The organism is Variovorax beijingensis (assembly GCF_007828835.1).
Classification (GTDB): Bacteria; Pseudomonadota; Gammaproteobacteria; order Burkholderiales; family Burkholderiaceae_C; genus Variovorax; species Variovorax beijingensis_A.
This window is the reverse complement of record NZ_VIVL01000007.1, coordinates 171910-186645: the sequence shown is the minus strand read 5'-3', so window position 1 is coordinate 186645 and position 14736 is coordinate 171910. Positions and strand designations below refer to the sequence as shown.

14 protein-coding genes are annotated in these 14736 nt (G+C 67.6%); 6 read left to right on the top strand and 8 right to left on the bottom strand.

Translation table 11 applies throughout. The annotated features are described in order from the left end of the window. The first annotated feature begins 83 nt into the window (after window positions 1-83). Window positions 84-1499 (top strand): sensor histidine kinase, encoded by a 1416-nt coding sequence (locus tag FB547_RS20820; protein ID WP_145745547.1) that lies wholly within the window; start codon window positions 84-86, stop codon window positions 1497-1499. Between the two features lie 173 nt (window positions 1500-1672). Here FB547_RS20820 and FB547_RS20815 read toward each other — a convergent pair whose 3' ends face one another. The 7 genes from FB547_RS20815 to FB547_RS20785 form a co-directional block, all read right to left on the bottom strand. Further along, the gene (locus FB547_RS20815) at window positions 1673-2275 is read right to left on the bottom strand and encodes a LuxR C-terminal-related transcriptional regulator (protein WP_145745545.1); all 603 of its coding nucleotides are present in this window, start codon (window positions 2273-2275) and stop codon (window positions 1673-1675) included. Between the two features lie 73 nt (window positions 2276-2348). Next, entirely contained in the window at window positions 2349-3680 is a 1332-nt protein-coding gene (locus tag FB547_RS20810; protein ID WP_145745543.1) for a tryptophan--tRNA ligase, read from the bottom strand. 12 nt (window positions 3681-3692) lie between these two features. Continuing rightward, complete coding sequence (locus FB547_RS20805) at window positions 3693-4364, bottom strand: site-2 protease family protein (protein WP_145745542.1); 672 nt, start codon at window positions 4362-4364, stop codon at window positions 3693-3695. A 43-nt stretch (window positions 4365-4407) separates the two neighbouring features. Continuing rightward, window positions 4408-5043, bottom strand: a complete 636-nt coding sequence (locus FB547_RS20800) for an L-threonylcarbamoyladenylate synthase (RefSeq protein WP_145745539.1) — start codon at window positions 5041-5043, stop codon at window positions 4408-4410. 15 nt (window positions 5044-5058) lie between these two features. Next, complete coding sequence (locus FB547_RS20795) at window positions 5059-6036, bottom strand: DMT family transporter (RefSeq protein ID WP_145745537.1); 978 nt, start codon at window positions 6034-6036, stop codon at window positions 5059-5061. After that, window positions 6033-6890, bottom strand: a complete 858-nt coding sequence (locus FB547_RS20790) for a 3',5'-nucleoside bisphosphate phosphatase (protein WP_145745535.1) — start codon at window positions 6888-6890, stop codon at window positions 6033-6035. The genes FB547_RS20795 and FB547_RS20790 overlap by 4 nt, the downstream gene beginning before the upstream one ends. Window positions 6891-6987: 97 nt before the next feature. Beyond that, entirely contained in the window at window positions 6988-8025 is a 1038-nt protein-coding gene (locus tag FB547_RS20785) for a transporter (RefSeq protein ID WP_145745533.1), read from the bottom strand. A gap of 152 nt (window positions 8026-8177) precedes the next feature. Between FB547_RS20785 and ppk2 the strand changes: the two genes are divergently transcribed. Beyond that, the gene (gene ppk2 / locus FB547_RS20780) at window positions 8178-9095 is read left to right on the top strand and encodes a polyphosphate kinase 2 (protein WP_370878890.1); all 918 of its coding nucleotides are present in this window, start codon (window positions 8178-8180) and stop codon (window positions 9093-9095) included. 45 nt (window positions 9096-9140) lie between these two features. Continuing rightward, entirely contained in the window at window positions 9141-10208 is a 1068-nt protein-coding gene (locus FB547_RS20775; protein ID WP_145745529.1) for an alpha/beta hydrolase family esterase, read from the top strand. Here the strand turns inward: FB547_RS20775 and FB547_RS20770 are convergent. Further along, complete coding sequence (locus FB547_RS20770; protein ID WP_145745527.1) at window positions 10205-11131, bottom strand: AraC family transcriptional regulator; 927 nt, start codon at window positions 11129-11131, stop codon at window positions 10205-10207. The genes FB547_RS20775 and FB547_RS20770 overlap by 4 nt on opposite strands. A 126-nt stretch (window positions 11132-11257) precedes the next feature. Here FB547_RS20770 and FB547_RS20765 point away from each other — a divergent pair, with 126 nt between their 5' ends. From FB547_RS20765 to urtA, 3 genes are all read left to right on the top strand, one after another. Next, a complete protein-coding gene (locus FB547_RS20765) occupies window positions 11258-11644 on the top strand; it encodes a hypothetical protein (protein WP_145745525.1) in 387 nt (128 codons plus the stop codon). A 64-nt stretch (window positions 11645-11708) separates the two neighbouring features. After that, the gene (locus tag FB547_RS20760) at window positions 11709-13169 is read left to right on the top strand and encodes an MFS transporter (protein WP_145745522.1); all 1461 of its coding nucleotides are present in this window, start codon (window positions 11709-11711) and stop codon (window positions 13167-13169) included. 147 nt (window positions 13170-13316) lie between these two features. Then, complete coding sequence (gene urtA, locus FB547_RS20755; RefSeq protein WP_145745520.1) at window positions 13317-14585, top strand: urea ABC transporter substrate-binding protein; 1269 nt, start codon at window positions 13317-13319, stop codon at window positions 14583-14585. Window positions 14586-14736 lie beyond the last annotated feature (151 nt).

Sequence of the window (14736 nt, the reverse complement as noted above, 5' to 3'; positions counted from 1 at the left end):
GCCCGTTAAGATCGCCACCACCCCAGGCTCCCGCATGCCGGGATTTTTCCTTGTAGTCGAATGAACAAGAGGCTCCGCGCCACATGGCCAATCCGTCGATCGCGAGCGTGACACCGGTCCCGGCTTCGGCCGACGAAGCTGAATCCTGGGTGCGCGGCGAGCTGATCCGCAGCCTCATGCGCTCCGCGCGCGGGTCGTACATTGTCTCGGCGGCGCTCATGCCGGCGATGGTCGGCCTGAACTGGAGCTACGTGCCGCGGTGGGAACTGCTGACCTGGCTCGCCGCGGGCCTCATTGCCACGGCCTGCCGTGCCTGGGGCGCCAGGGTCTATGCCGTGCGCTACGCCGGCAGGAGCGCGGCGGCGCAGCAGCAGTTCACCGAACGCTATGGCTTCATCTGGAGCACCAGCGCGGTCGTCTGGGGCCTGTCGATCCTGCTGTTCTTCGAGCGCACGCCGCAGGTCAACCAGTTCATGAGCTGGCTCATCGTGGCCGGCGTCGGCACCTTTCCGCTCAACGGGCTGGCGCTGCATCCGCCGCTGCTCAAGCGCTACGTCAACACGCTGTTCACCACGATGCTGGGGGCTGTTCTGATCCGGCTCGTGAGCATCAACCTCGTGGAGCCGCATTTCCAGTACGGCTTCCTGATGCCGATCCTGCCGATCCTGCACTGGTTCTTGCTGCTGCGCGCCGGGCGCCACATTCACGAGACGGCGCGCAACAGCCTGGAGCTGCTGTTCCACAACCACATCCTGATCAAGTCGCTCACGCAGCAGCGGCAGGCCGCGGTGGCGGCCGTGGCCATGAAGAACCGCTTTCTCGCGAGCGCCGCGCACGACATGCGCCAGCCGGTGCTGGCGTTGTCTCTCTATGCCGACTGGCTGCGCAACGAACCCGAACTGGTGCTGGAGCTCGCCCCTAAGATCGTTCGTGCCACGCACGCGGTGAACGCGCTGTTCGATTCGATGTTCGACCTGGCGCGCATCGATTCGGGCCAGGTGCGGCTGCACATCGAGCGCGTGGACGTGGCCGAGCTGCTGCACGACCTCGAACTGCAATACCGCCCGGTGGCCGAGAGCCGGGGGCTCGATTTCCGCGTGCACGTGACCGAGGGCAGCTTCCTGACCGACCCGATCCGGGTGCGCCGCATGCTCGGCAACCTGCTGGCCAACGCGATCAAGTACACCACCGACGGCGGCGTGCTGCTGGCCTCGCGGCAATCGCGCGACGGCCTGCGTGTGGAGGTGTGGGACACCGGTATCGGCATTGCGCCCGAGCACCTGCGCGACGTGTTCCTGGAGTTCTACAAGGTGGCCGACCATGCCGGCACCTCCGACGGCTTCGGCCTGGGCCTGGCCATCGTCGCCCGGCTCTCGCACGTGCTGGGCCACCCCGTCAGCGTGCGCTCCCGCCTGGGCAGCGGCAGCGTGTTCCGCGTCGCCCTGCACGACGCCGACGAAGCCGTGGCCCAAGCCCGCGTCAGCGCCTCCGGCGGCTAGGGCAAGGCCGCCCAAGCAACAAAAAACCGCGCCAGAGCGCGGTTTTCAGCAGCCAACAACCCGCGCATGCCCCTTCCAGAAACACCGTGGAACCGGCTTGGCCGGGCCACTGGTGTTGCCCCCGGTAGGGGGAGGGAGAAGCGACACGAAGTGCGCGAAGCCTGGGGGCGAGCTCAGTTTCCGGAAAGCAGCCCATTGGTCCGCGCGTAGTGCAGCGCCTGCGTGCGGCTCTTCACGCCCAGGCGGCGGAACAGGCGCCACAGGTGCACCTTCACGGTGTGCTCGCTGATCTCGAGGTCGGTGGCGATGTCGCGGTTGCTCATGCCCTTGTCGAGCATCGCGATCAGCTGCGTCTGGCGCTTCGACAGCTTGCTGTTGCTGGCCAGCGCCGGCTCGTCCGCCTCTTCCGAGCCCGCCATCAGCAGGCCGCGCAGTGCGGCGGCCAGTTCGGCCGAGCTGGCCGACTTCTCGATGTACGTGTCGGCGCCGGCTTCGATGCAGGCGTCTTCCATGTCTCCGGCCGGTGCCGCCGAATAGACGGCGATCGGCACGTTGGGATAGACCTGCTTGACAGCGACCACGCCCGAGACGCCATTGGTGTCGGGCAGCTTCAGGTCAAGGCAGAAAAGCGTGGGCTCGCCGCGCTGCTGGACCGCACTCGCGAGCTTGTCGAGGCGCTCGAGCTCGACGATGTTTTCGGCGGGCCGCAGACGCCGCAGCACCATCACGATCGCGTCGCGCATCAGGGGGTGGTCGTCGATGACATAAATGCTCATGTTTTCTTCCTTAGTGATCGCACGGTCTTAACTCTCGTCAATCCTCGGCGGGTGGCCGATGGATATCGTCGGATCAACTTCCGTTGGTAGAGGTTGTTGTCTCCGCCAGTGCTTCCAGCGCCTCGTTCGCGGCGCGCAATTCTTCCGGGCCGGCCGGCTCGAGCTGCTCGGCGAGCGCGGCCAGTGCCGCGCCGCGCTGCTGCTGCAAGGCGGCGATGGCGCGGCCGGCTTCCTGCGGCGAGGCGAATCCGCGGCTCTGCAGCAGGGTGGCGCCGTGGGCGTCGAGCAGCTTGAAATAGAACAGGCCGTCGCGCTCGCGGTACTGCTTGAAACTCGGCCTGGCGACCTTGGCCGCCTTGCGTGCACCGCCCTTGTCGCGGCCTGCCGCAAGGTTGCGCAGCCCCACCGCGTGGCGCAGCTCGGCCATGAAAGGGCGCGAGAGCTTGCGGGCCTTTTCGGCGCCGATGAGCAAGATTCGCTCGATCTCCGCCGGGTCGTTCATCAGCGCTTCGTAGCGTTCGCGCAGCGGCGCCACTTCGAGGTCGATGCGCTCGAACAGCATCTGCTTGGCATCGCCCCAGCCGATGCCGTCGGCGTACGCCTTGCGCAGCGCCTCGGTTTCTTCGGCGCTGGCAAAGGCCTGGTAGATCTGGAACAGCGCCGAACCTTCGGTGTCCTTGGGTTCGCCGGGCGCGCGCGAGTCGGTCACGATGCTGGCGATCTGCTTTTGCAGCTGCGCGCGCGGCGCGAACATGGCAATGGTGTTGCCGTAGCTCTTGCTCATCTTGCGGCCATCGAGGCCGGGCAGGGTGGCCACGGCATTGTCGATCTCGGCTTCGGGCAGCGTGAAGTGCTCGCCGTACTGGTGGTTGAAGCGCTGCGCCATGTCGCGCGCCATTTCGATGTGCTGCACCTGGTCGCGCCCCACGGGCACCTTGTGGGCGTTGAACATCAGGATGTCGGCGCCCATCAGCACCGGGTACATGAAGAGGCCGGCCGTGACGTCGGCGTCGGGGTCTTCGCCCTTGGCGATGTTCTTGTCGAGCTGCGCCTTGTAGGCATGGGCGCGGTTGAGCACGCCCTTGCCGGTCACGCAGGTGAGGAACCAGGTCAGCTCGGGAATCTCGACGATGTCCGACTGGCGGTAGAAGGTGACGCGTTCCGGGTCGAGCCCGCAGGCCAGCCAGCTCGCGGCGATCTCGAGCGTGGAGCGCTGGATCAGCGCCGGCTCCTGCACCTTGATGAGCGCGTGGTAGTCGGCCAGGAAGAAGAAGCTCTCGACGCCCGGCGCGACGCTCTGGCGCACTGAATGGCGGATCGAGCCGACGTAGTTGCCGAGGTGCGGCGTGCCCGACGGCGTGATGCCGGTCAGCACGCGCAGGGGAGCGGAAGGAGACGTAGCCATGGGAGGAGGAACTTAACGCAGCAAAGCCGTGAGCGGTGAGATGAGCAGGTTGATGGCCGCGTAGCCGACGTCCATCAGCGGACGCAGCCAGAAGGTGCTGACGATGCCCGCGAGCACCAGGCCCATCACGATGAAGAAACCGAAGGGCTCGATGCGTGCCAGGAAATTCTGCGCCGGCCCGTTGGGCAGCAGGCCTGCAAGAACGCGGCCGCCGTCGAGCGGAGGCAGCGGAAAGAGATTGAAGGCCCACATCACCAGGTTGACCAGCACGCCGCCCTGCGCCATCTTGATGAAAAAGGTTTCATCGATGCCGGCCGCAACGAGTGCCACGAGCACCAGCGCCCAGATGATGGCTTGCACGAAATTGGACGCAGGCCCTGCCAGAGCCACCCAGATCATGTCGCGCTTCGGATGGCGCAGCCGCCCGAAGTTCACCGGCACCGGCTTGGCATAGCCGAACAGGAAGGCCCCGGAGGTTGCGAAGTACAGCATCAGCGGCATCAGGATGGTCCCGATGGGATCGATGTGCTTGATCGGGTTGAGCGTGACGCGGCCCATCGCCTCGGCGGTGTTGTCGCCGAAATGGCGCGCCACATAGCCATGCGCCGCCTCGTGCACCGTGATCGCGAAGACCACGGGCAAAGCGTAAATAAGTACGGTCTGTATCAGGTTGGAAATATCCACTGCGCGATTGTGTCAGACGGAGTGAAGGCTGCGGTGCCGCTTGTCAGAGGCCAAGCACCGCCAGCGCGCCGCGGCCCTGCCGCACCACCACCGGATCGTCGCCCGAGCCCATGGGCGTGAGGTCCACCACGGTGGTCGGTTGCGAGGGGCAGGCGCCGGCGTCGATGACGGCGCCGATCTGCTTTTCGAAACGCTCGCGGATGGTCTGCGCGTCGTTCAGCGCCTCGGTCTCGCCGGGCGCGATCAGGGTCGTGGCCAGCAGCGGTGCGCCGTGCAGCATCAGCAATTCGAGCAGCACCTTGTGGTCGGGCACGCGCAGGCCGATGGTCTTGCGCTGCGGATGGCTCACGCGCCGCGGCACCTCCTTGGTGGCTTCGAGCAGGAAGGTGTAGGGCCCAGGCGTGGCGGCCTTCAGCAGCCGGTACTGCTTGTTGTCGACGCGCGCGTAGTTGGCCAGCTCGCTCAGGTCGCGGCAGATGAGCGTGAGATGGTGCTTCTCGTCGACCTGGCGGATGCGGCGCAGCTGGTCGACCGCGTCCTTGTCGTCGAGGTGGCAGGCCAGCGCGTAGCTCGAATCGGTGGGCACGGCCACGATCTCTCCGCGCTGCAAAAGCGCGGCGGCCTGCTTGAGAAGCCGCTGCTGCGGGTTCTCGGGGTGGACTTCGAAATACTGGGCCATGAAAAAGACTCCTGATCAGGATTCGGCCGGCTCGATCGGCACGCGGCGCTCGCGCACCGTGAGCCAGGCGCCGGCCGCACCGCAGACTGCGATCATCGACATGCCGATGAGCGAGAAGCGGTCCGGCACGTGGGAAAAGACCAGCCAGCCGCCGAGCATCGCAAAGGCGATCTGCGCATAGAGATACGGCGTAAGCGTGGATGCGGGTGCGCGCTGGTAGGCCAGGATGAGGATGAAGTGTCCCACCGTGCCCATGAACCCCATGAGGCACAGCAGCGCCCACCAGTGCCACGAGGGCAGGGCCGTCCATACGAAGGGCAACGCCAGCGAGGCGATCAGCGCGCCCACCCAGCCGGTATAGAAATGCATCGTGAGCGGATTCTCGGTCTGCGCCAGCTTGCTCGTGAGCACCTGGAACCATGCGTTGGTCAGCACCAGCCCGATCGGCAGCAGCACGGCCCAGCTGAATGCATCGCCGCCCGGGCGCAGGATGACCAGCGTGCCGGCGAAGCCGCCGGCCACCAGCACCCAGCGCAGCGCGGAGACCTGCTCCTTGAGCGTGGTGGCCGCAAGCAGGGTGATGACGAGCGGGGCGATGAGCACGATGGAGGTGAACTCGGCCAGCGGCATGTAGCGCAGGCTCAGGAAGGCCAGCGTGCTCGACACCAGCAGCAGCGCGCCGCGCAGCAACTGGTAGCGCGGGTGCTGCGTGCGCAGCAGGGCCGTGCCGTGCCGCGGCAGCAGCACCGCGGTGGTGGCCACGGCCTGGAAGGCATAGCGGAACCACACGCCCATCAGAATGGGCACGGCGGCGGTGGAGGTCTTGGTGGCGGTATCGAGCGTGGCAAAGCAGGCCACCGCCACCAGCACCATGCCGATGCCCGCGAGGATGCGCTCCGATTCGAGATCGCGCGTCTGCCGCGCCGCGGCGCGGGCGTTCGCCAGTGCCGCCGTTGCCGCGCTGCCGCTGCCGGACCCGGGGCTCTCGCTCACTGCTGGATGCGGTGGCTGAGCAGTTCCCACACCGGCGTGAGCGCACCGGGCAACGGTGGCAGCTTGCCGAGATCGCAATGGCTTTCGTCGGGGCTGTGGAAATCGCTGCCGCGCGAGGCGGCGAAATCGAACTCGAGCGCCTTGTCGGCGTACTCGACGTATTCGGCTGTCGTATGGCTGCCGGTGACGACTTCGATCGCCTGCCCGCCATGCGCCTTGAACTCGAGGAACAGCGCGTATTCCTCGTTCGCGGTGAACTTGTAGCGCCCCGGATGCGCGATGACGGCCATGCCCTTGGCGGCCGTGATCCAGTGCACCGCATCCTTCAGCGAAGCCCAGCGGTGCGGCACATAGCCGGGCTTGCCTTCGGTCAGGTACTTGCGGAACACCTCGGGCGTGTCGCGGCAGTGGCCCTGCTCGACCAGGAAGCGCGCGAAGTGGGTGCGCGAGATCAGCTCGGGATTGCCGACGAACTTGAGCGCGCCGTCGTAGGCGCCGTGGATGCCGACCTTGGCCAGCCCCTCGGACATTTCCTGCGCGCGCTTGCCGCGGCCGCCGCGCGTGTCGTAGAGGCCCTGCGTCATCGCGGCGTCGTCGGGGTCGAAGCCCAGGCCGACGATGTGCACGGTCTCGTTGGCGAAGGTCACCGAGATCTCGGTGCCGGTGAGATAGCGGATGCCGTGGGCACGCGCCGCGGCGGCCGCGCGGTGCTGGCCGCCGACCTCGTCGTGGTCGGTGAGCGCCCAGAGCTCGACCCCGTTGGCGGCGGCGCGCGCGGCCAGTTCTTCGGGCGTCAAGGTGCCGTCGGAAACCACGGAATGGCAGTGCAGATCGGCATTGAGAATGGAGGACACATTGGCATTCTATTGGGTCTGGAACATCGATGCGGGCGCATGGATGCTATTGTGGTTGCTATTAAATAAATAGCATTACTGCGGCGGACGACGCGGCTCAGCGCTTCTTGCGAAAAGCCGCCCAGGCGGCCACCGCGGTGAAGCTCGCGACGATCGCCACCACGATCCAGAACCCGTGCTTGTGCTCGGCCAGCGGAATGCCACCCACGTTCATGCCGAACAGGCCCGCCAGGATGTTGATCGGCAGCGCGAGCACGGTCACCACCGTCAGCACGAACAGGCTGCGGTTGTTGTCCTCGTTCACGTTGGCCGCGATTTCTTCCTGCAGCAGCTTGATGCGCTCCTGCAGCGCCTGCATGTCGCGCAGCACCACCGAGAACTCCTCCGTCGAGCCGCGCAGCTCCTGCGCGTCGGGCTCCGACATCCAGGCCGGCGGCCTCTGCAGCAGGCGGAAGAGCGCGGCGGGTTCGGGCGCCAGCAGGCGCTGCAGCCGTACCAGCAGCCGGCGCAGCACGCCGAGCCGCGCGCGCTTGTGGTCGAGCCGGCCGGCCAGCAGCTCGTCCTCGATGCGGTCGATGCGCGAAGTGACGCCGCGCACGATCTTCACCAGCACGTCGGCCTGCGCGCGCAGCAGGTGCTCGAGCAGTTCGGTGCTCGAGCGCGGCGCATCGCCGGCCTTGACCGCCGTGCGCAGCGCATCTACCGAGCGCAGCGGCTTGGTGCGCGCCGTGACCACCAGCCGCGGCCCCACGCTGATCCAGAGAGTGGAGATGTCCGAGGGCTCGAAGCTGAACTCGAAGTGCACGTCGTTGATGACCGCGATCAGCGAATCGTCGGCGCGCTCGATGCGCGTGGAGGGCAGGCCCTCGTGCAGCGTTTCGTAGAAGGTGTCGGAGAGCTTCGCGTGCCGCACGAGCCAGCGCTCGGCCTGCGCATGGCTCAGGTTGAAGTGCAGCCACGCGTAGGCATTGCTTGCGATTCCGTTGCCGCCCTGCTCACCGAGCCATGCCGCAGCCTGCACCGAGCCGATCGCCCGTACGGGCTCCGACGCATCGGCGTCGAACAGGTAGCCGCAGATCAGTCCGGCTTCGTCGCCGCCATATGAATTGGCGGCCAGGTCATGGAGTGCCGGCAAGGTGCGTTGAATCAGGAAGGACGGAAGGTGTGCCCCGGATGGTGTCCGCCGCATGTGACAACTTCGTGTCGGTGGCCCGCGGAGCGTCACGCAATGGTCATATGCGGCGGGCAGCATGCCCCGTTCCACTCCACACCGCCCTTTTCCCCATGATGCTGACGAGCGCACTTCCAGACCACGAAGACCTGATGCAACGCATCGCCCGCGACTTGATCGACAGCTACGACGAGGAGCTCGAACTGGAGATCGAGGACCGCAACATCGACGGCCTCGACCCCGCCGCGCGCATGGGCGACAAGGCCGCGCGCCAGGCCTACTTCAAGGAACTGTTCCGGCTGCAGGGCGAGCTCGTGAAGCTGCAGGACTGGGTGCAGCACAGCAAGCAGAAGGTGGTCATTCTTTTCGAAGGCCGCGACGCGGCGGGCAAGGGCGGTGTCATCAAGCGCATCACGCAGCGCCTGAATCCGCGCGTGGCCCGCGTGGCCGCGCTGCCGGCGCCCAACGACCGCGAACGCACGCAGTGGTATTTCCAGCGCTACGCCGCGCACCTGCCGGCGGCCGGCGAGATGGTGCTGTTCGACCGCAGCTGGTACAACCGCGCCGGCGTGGAGCGCGTGATGGGCTTTTGCTCAGACGACGAATACGAGGAGTTCTTCCGCACCGTGCCGGAGTTCGAGAAGATGCTGGTGCGCTCGGGCATCAAGCTCATCAAGTACTGGTTCTCCATCACCGACGACGAGCAGCACATGCGCTTCTTGGGCCGCATCCACGATCCGCTCAAGCAATGGAAGCTGAGCCCCATGGACCTCGAGAGCCGCCGCCGCTGGGAGGAATACACCAAGGCGAAGGAGATCATGCTGGAGCGCACCCACATTCCCGAAGCGCCGTGGTGGGTGGTGCAGGCGGTCGACAAGAAGAAGGCGCGGCTGAACTGCATCAGCCACCTGCTGGGCCAGCTGCCCTACCAGGAAGTGCCGCATCCGCCGGTGGAACTGCCCGCGCGCGAGCGCCATGCGGACTACCTGCGCCAGCCGGTGCCGGCCAGCATGATCGTGCCGGAGATCTACTAGGGCCGCCTGTTTGGACGGCCGGCGCTTTGCCCTCACACTGTGCCCATGGCCCGTCGTTCCACCGCTTCCCTGTTCGCCCGCGCATACGAGCGCAACCTGAAGGCACTCACGAAGATCACGCTCGGCAACAGCAAGCGCGTGGCCGGCCAGGTGCAGCGCGCAGCGGCCAAGCGGCTCAAGCCGCCGCCGGGCAAGGGCGACTGGCTCGGCGGCATGGCACTGGGCCCCGGCGGTGCGCGCGGCTACCACCTGTTCCGTCCGGCCGACCTGAAGCTGCAGCCCGGCGAGAAGCTGCCGCTCATGGTCATGCTGCACGGCTGCGGCCAGACCGGGCGCGACTTCGCGGCCAGCACGCGCATGAACGCGCTCGCGGTGCGCCAGCGATTCCTGGTGCTCTACCTGGAGCAGGACAGGCTGGCCCATCCCCAAGGCTGCTGGAACTGGTACGAGCGGCGTTCGGGCAAGGCCGACGCCGAAGCCGCCACCTTGATGGCGGCCATCGACCAGGCCTGCATGCTCTATCCGGTGGACCGCGAGCGCATTGCGCTGGCCGGCCTGTCGGCGGGGGCCAGCATGGCGGCGCTGCTTGCCACGCGCTATCCGCAGCGCTTTCGCGCCGTGGCCATGCATTCGGGCGTGGCGCCGGGCGCGGCGAAATCCTCGGCCACGGCCCTGGGCGCAATGCGCGGGCAGCACACGCCGCCGATGCCGACCACCGCGGTCGGCAAGGCCATGGGCGCGGCCGCCGTGTTCGCGACCCTGCCGCCGATGCTGGTGATCCATGGCGACGCCGATGCCGTGGTGGCGCCGAGCAATGCCGTCAACAGCGCGGCCGTGTGGGCCACGGCCATGGGCGCCAAGCCGGGGCTGACGCGCACGCTGCAGCGCGGCAAGCGGCATGCCATGCGGGTGACCGAGTTTCGGCGCAAGGGCCGCACGCTGGTCGTGCTGTGCGAGATCGCGGGACTCGGGCATGCATGGAGCGGCGGCGCCGCCGCGAAGCTTTTCAGCGATCCGGGCGGGCCCGATGCCACGCGCATGGTGTGGGCCTTTGCGGCGGCGCAGTTCAAGCGCGCGGCCAGCATCAAGACAGGCCTTCCTGCGGGCGCCTAGGCGGCAACGCTCTCGCGCGCCGCCGCACGCCATGCGCCGGGGGCCATGCCCATCCGGCGCTTGAAGGCCTTGCTGAACGCGGCTTCTGATTCATAGCCCACCGCGCCTGCGATCGCGCCGACGGCCGCATGGCCCTGGCCGAGCATGTTGCCGGCCTTGAACATGCGCCAGTGCGTCAGGTATTCGAGCGGCGCCTGGCCGACCTTTTCGCGAAAGCGCTGCGCAAATGCCGAGCGCGACAGGCTGGCCGCCGAGGCCAGCGTCTCCACCGTCCAGTCGCGCGCCATGTCCTTGTGCATGGCGCGCAGCGCAGGGCCGATGCGCGCGTCGGCCAGTCCGCCGAGCCAGCCCGTCTGCGCCTGCCCTTGCGCCGCGGCGTGCGCGCGCACCGCCTGCACGAACACGATGTCGGCCAGCCGGCTCACGAGCAGGCCCGAGCCCAGGCCCGGCTCGCCGGTTTCCATCGCAAGCAGCTGCAGGGTGCCTTGCAGCGCGATGGCGCGCGCCTGCTCCATCTTGACGTGCAGCAGCACGGGCAGCAGATCGAGCAGCGGCCGGGCCGCGCGCTGGTCGAAATGGAACCAGCCGCAGATCACCGATGCGGCGGTGCCGGTGCCGCCCAGATCGACCACGCCGCCGATGCGGTCGCGCACCACCGACGCGCAGCTGACCGTGGGCGTGTCCGGATGGTCGCGCAGCACATAGGGCGTGCCGTGCGCGAGCACATAGCAGTCGCCTGCGGCCAGGGCCACGGGCTGCGCCACGCCCGGCACTTCGAGCAGGCAGCTTCCGCGCACCACCAGGCCGAAGCGGGCGCTCTCTCCGCCAGCCAGGCTCACGCCCCAGGGCGCGCGCGCCTCGAGCCGCGCATAGAGCGCGCTGCGTACGCGCATGGCGGCGAACACGTCATCGAGCGGATCCAACGGAGCTCCTGTGGCGGTGGACGAATGGACAAGATTATCGGCTTCGCAGGCATTCACTGTCCACTCCTGGGGCTGGAAACTGCAGCCTCGCTCTTCCACTTCGCCAAGCCAGCAAGGATTCCGATCATGACCACCGACATCTCTTTTGCCGAACTCGCCGATCGCTACGTCGCGGCCTGGAACGAAACCGATGCCGCAGCGCGCCGCGCCGCCATCGCCCGGCTGTGGGTGCCCGAAGGCGAGCACTACGTGCGCACGCTGCAGGTGAAGGGCTACGAGGCACTGGAGCAGCGCGTCACCGGCTCGCACGAAAAAAACGTGCGCGATGGCGGCTTCCGCTTCGTGGCCGCGGGCGATGCGCAGTTCCTGCATGGCGCGGTGATGTTCCATTGGCACATGGTTCCGGCCGCCGGCGGGCCCATTGCCGCGCTCGGCCTGGAGTTTCTCCTGCTCGCCGAGGACGGCCGCATCGCCGTGGACTACCAGTTCATCCTGCCGACGCCCACTGCCTGAAGCCCGGCGATGACCTCCGAGGTCATTGCCGCGGCGCCGCTCCCTCCCAACACTCGAACCCATCATGTCGCAGTCATCCAACATCGCTGCCCCGGCAGCATCGTTTTCCTCCGCCGCAAGCCGCGGCGCCGGCACCCTCGGCCTCTGGGTCATGCTCAGCGGCACCTTCCTGGTGGTGCTCGACTTCTTCATCGTCAACGTGGCACTGCCTTCGATGCAGCGCGAGCTGCGCGCCTCCGCGGGCACCCTGCAGATGGTGGTGGCCGGCTACGGCCTGGCCACGGCCGCGGGCCTGATCACCGGCGGGCGGCTCGGCGACCTGTTCGGCCGGCGCCGCATGTTCATGCTGGGCCTGCTGCTGTTCACGCTGGCGTCGGCCGCCTGCGGCCTCGCGCCCAACGCCGAGCTGCTGGTGGCGGCCCGCGTGCTGCAGGGCCTGGCCGGTGCACTGCTGCAGCCGCAGGTGCTGGCGATGATCGGCCTGGCCTACACCGGTGAAAGCCGCGCGCGCGCCTTTGCGGCCTACGGGCTCACGCTGGGCCTCGGGGCCACGCTCGGGCAGCTGGTGGGCGGGTTGCTGATCCATGCCGATCCGGGCGGACTCGGCTGGCGCAGCTGCTTCCTCATCAACGTTCCGATCGGCCTGCTGGCGCTGGTGCTCGCACCGCGCGCCATTCCGCCGCTTGCCAACGGCGGCAACAGCCGGCTCGACCTGGCCGGCATGCTGCTGGTGGCGGCCGGCTCCGTGGCCGTGGTGCTGCCGCTGGTCGAAGGCCGCGAGCAGGGCTGGCCGCTGTGGAGCTGGATGTGCCTGGCCGCCTCGCTGCCCCTGCTCGCTGCGTTCGCTTTCCAGCAGCGTCGGCTGGCCGCGAACGGCGGTGCGCCACTGGTGGCGCCCGTGCTGCTGGCGAACCGGCGCTTCGTCATGGGCCTTTTCACCACGCTGGCCTTCTATGTCGGCAATGCCTCGCTCTACTTCGTGCTGGCGCTGTACCTGCAGCAAGGCCTGGTGCTCGACCCGCTGAGTTCGGGCCTCGTCTTCACGTCGCTGGCGGTCGGCTTCTTTGCAACCTCGATGGCCGGCGCGCGCCTGGCACGCCGCTTCGGCGGCCAGCCGCCGATCGCGCTCGGCGCTTTGGTGCTGGCCGTGGGCCATGCATTGCAGTTCGTCAATGTGGCGGGGTGGGCCGGACACGCGCACGTGGTCGCATGGATGGTGCCGCTGCTGCTGGTGCAGGGCGCAGGGCTCGGCATGGTGATGGCGCCACTGGTGTCCACCGTGCTGGCCGGCCTGCCGCCGCAGCATGCCGGCGTGGCGTCGGGCGTGCTGTCGATGGTGCAGCAGGCGAGCAATGCGCTGGGCGTGGCGCTGATCGGCATCCTGTTCTACGGGCGGCTGGGCGGTGCGCCGGATGCTGCGGGCTATGCGAGCGCGTTCGGCGTGGCGCTGGTGTACCTGATGGCGTCGGCCCTGCTGGTGGCGGTGCTGCAGCGGCGGGGCAGCCGGCCGCAGCCGAAGGCGTGAAAGCGCGGCGGCCACCATTGCCGCCTTGAGTACCTCCGTGTACGCCACCCGGCGTATTTCTCGCGGGCGGGCGAATCCGCAGACTCCCCTCCATCGTCCGGCCCGTACCGGCGACCAGGTTTCAACCACCCCGGAGCAGGAGTCCACATGCAACGTCGTTTCACACTCAAGGCGCTCACCGCCGCCGTCGCCCTGGCCAGCATTTCCGCTGCGCCGGCCTTTGCCGCCGACACCATCAAGGTCGGCGTGCTGCACTCGCTGTCGGGCACGATGGCCATCTCGGAAACCGTGTTGAAAGACACGGTGCTGATGGCCATCGACGACATCAACAAGAAGGGCGGCGTGCTGGGCAAGCAGCTCGAGCCCGTGGTGGTCGACCCGGCTTCCAACTGGCCGCTGTTCGCTGAAAAGACCAAGCAGCTGCTGGGCCAGGACAAGGTTTCGGTGATCTTCGGCTGCTGGACCTCGGTGTCGCGCAAGTCGGTGCTGCCGGTGGTCGAGGAAATGAACGGCCTCCTGTTCTACCCCGTGCAGTACGAAGGCGAAGAGCTCTCGAAGAACGTGTTCTACACCGGCGCCGCGCCCAACCAGCAAGCCATTCCGGCCGTCGACTACCTGATGAGCAAGGAAGGCGGCGGTGCCAAGCGCTGGGTGCTGCTGGGCACCGACTACGTCTACCCCCGCACCACCAACAAGATCCTGCGCGCCTACCTCAAGAGCAAGGGCGTGAAGGACACCGACATCGACGAGAAGTACACGCCCTTCGGCCACAGCGACTACCAGACCATCGTGGCGGACATCAAGAAGTTCTCCTCGGGCGGCAAGACGGCGGTGGTCTCGACCATCAACGGCGACTCGAACGTGCCCTTCTACAAGGAACTCGGCAACGCCGGCCTCAAGGCCAAGGACGTGCCGGTGGTGGCCTTCTCGGTCGGCGAGGAAGAACTGCGCGGTGTCGACACCAAGCCGCTGGTGGGCCACCTGGCCGCGTGGAACTACTTCATGTCGATCAAGAACCCGACCAACACGGCGTTCATCAAGCAGTGGAGCGAGTACGCCAAGGCCAAGAACATCGCCGGCCACAAGGACAAGCCACTCACCAACGACCCGATGGAAGCCACCTGGATCGGCATCCACATGTGGAAGCAGGCGGTCGAGAAGGCCAAGTCGACCGACACCGACAAGGTGATCGCCGCCATGGCCGGCCAGACCTTCACGGCCCCCTCGGGCATCGTCTCGAAGATGGACGAGAAGAACCACCACCTGCACAAGAGCGTGTTCATCGGCGAGATCAAGGCCGACGGCCAGTTCAGCGTGGTGTGGAAGACGCCGGGCCCGGTCAAGGCCAAGCCGTGGAGCCCGTACATCGAAGGCAACGACAAGAAGCCGGATCAGCCGGCTGGCAAGTCGCTGTAAGCGTATTTCTCCCTCCCCTTTCGGGGGAGGGCAGGGGTGGGGCTGACGGCGGTCGCCACGGGCACTGTGCCTGGACAAGCGCCGCGTGCCCCCACCCCGACCCTCCCCCGGAAGGGGAGGGAGCCAATTCAACTTCCGGTTTCATGATGCT